Raw genomic sequence first — 1,951 nt, forward strand, 5'->3', positions numbered from 1 at the left:
ATTACAATTATTGTAATCATATTAACAGTTTAAAGCTTGGATTATCCAAGCTTTTTCTTATGGTGGCCCGGCTCTCACGGGTTGATAACGGGAAAAATTAACAGAAGCTAAATGAAGTATTGATATAATTGAATTTTTAAGGATTGGTATTTTTAGTATGTGGAAATAAAATAAGAGAATTGTTACCCTTATATGTGATGACTAGATAAATTGCTAGGGGGTACATATGAAAATATTTAAAAAAATGTTGCTCGTAGCTTCATTAGGGATGACATTATCAGCTTTCCAAGCTCATTCTGTTGATGCTGCAACTGATTATACTGTTAAACCAGGAGATACAATGTGGAAAATTAGTCAACGATATGGAGTACCTTTAATTTCTCTTCAAAAGACTAATAATGAGTGGGATAATAATTTGTATATTGGCCAACGTTTGACTATTCCTACAATCACATCTGCTGAAAGAACACTCTTAGCTCAATTGGTGCATGCAGAAGCGGCAGGAGAGCCTTTTTCAGGTAAGGTAGCTGTGGCAACAGTAGTGTTCAATCGCGTGGACAGTTCGTTATTTCCAAATGACATTAAGAGTGTTGTATACCAAATAGAGCAAGGACATTATGCATTTTCACCAGTACAAGATGGACGGATTCATAATACGCCAACTAGTGAAGATTATAGAGCGGTAGATGAAGCGATTGCTTTTCGTGGACAAGGTAATGGTTCTTTATATTTCTATAATCCTCAAAAATCGACAAGTGAATGGATTTTTTCTCGTCCAGTGACTGTTCGTATCGGCGATCATGTATTCGCAAAATAACAGGTTATTAATAAGCACAAAGGGTCTGTCCTTTTAGTGCTTATTTTTTTACAAAAAAGTTCTACTTAATTTTTCGACATGGCTAGTGATCCAATACATTGGAGCACTAGCGTTGGTCTAGGTTTAATTTCGATTAATGATGAAATTTCCTTGATACAAATGCTATATAAAAACTTCTTATCCAACGCTTGTCTAATCACTAAGAAAAAACAAAAGCTATGTTAAGAAGTTCTCGTAAACTATTAGATGATTTCATGTACAATTCCTAAACTTAATCCCTCATCATTCGCGAACATATACCATTCTTCATCTTCCTTCTCAGTATACAGCTCCTCTGAAATGTTTGTATTTTCCACAATAAACTGCTTAATGCGATTATCTAAACGATCATAGAAATTCATTGTGTTTTTCGCTTTTTTAGAAGTGGATTGAACAGCCATACTCCCATCATGAATAAGAATGACTGTATTGGGATATGCTTTTCTATAATGTCCGCTAATTAAAAGTAAAGCACCCATAGAAGCACACGAACCTATACCAATCGTTTCAACTTGCGTTTCACTTGACTGGATGGCATCGATAGCAGCAAAACCTGCCACTACATCTCCACCATTAGATGTTATATAAATTTGTATTGTTTTTCTTTTATCGACTGGAATATTTAATTCTCTATCTTCTCGATTCCATTCTTGAATCCAATAAACAACTTTATTGACAATGGTTGTATCCACATCATAATTAAAATAAATTCTTCGTTCTTTCAGTCCCAGATAAAACTGATACTCCTCAAGAGAATCAGGTAAATTTGCAACTAACTCCAAATATTCTTTGTCGAATTCAATTTTTTTCATTATAAAACCCTCCTTCATAATATGTGTGCATATAGAAAGGAAGAGGATGGTCATGCCATCATACCTATTTACTAATTTATTCAACAAACATAATCTTCGCGACAGCATTCATCCCCAATATCCACTTAAAGTGCTGTCTTGTAGCCTGTTTCATATTAAGTAAAACGATGCTATTTAAAAGAAAGGTTCCATATTTGGTAGGGATTTGGCAGAATGCGAGAAATTTGTCGTTAAAAAATGTGTCGTTCAGGAGAGGAATCGACATTTTTTTCAACAATTATTG

2 protein-coding genes are annotated in these 1,951 nt (G+C 34.3%); one reads left to right on the plus strand and one right to left on the minus strand.

The features are described from left to right. The first annotated feature begins 226 nt into the window (after positions 1–226). On the plus strand, positions 227–817 hold the full coding sequence (locus tag V7068_RS22280; protein WP_499714605.1) for a cell wall hydrolase: 591 nt from the start codon (positions 227–229) through the stop codon (positions 815–817). Between the two features lie 242 nt (positions 818–1,059). On the opposite strand, the gene V7068_RS22285 is transcribed toward V7068_RS22280, so the two are convergent. Next, a complete protein-coding gene (locus tag V7068_RS22285) occupies positions 1,060–1,668 on the minus strand; it encodes a ClpP family protease (protein WP_499714606.1) in 609 nt (202 codons plus the stop codon). Positions 1,669–1,951: the final 283 nt, after the last annotated feature.

This window comes from Bacillus sp. JJ634 (assembly GCF_036962285.1).
In the GTDB taxonomy this organism is placed as follows: Bacteria; Bacillota; Bacilli; order Bacillales; family DSM-1321; genus Peribacillus; species Peribacillus asahii_A.

What these genes read in the sequence shown, in the direction of transcription:
- V7068_RS22280 (WP_499714605.1), top strand. Translation starts at nt 227, where the DNA reads ATGAAAATATTTAAAAAAATGTTGCTCGTAGCTTCATTAGGGATGACA.
- V7068_RS22285 (WP_499714606.1), bottom strand. Translation starts at nt 1,668, where the DNA reads ATGAAAAAAATTGAATTCGACAAAGAATATTTGGAGTTAGTTGCAAAT.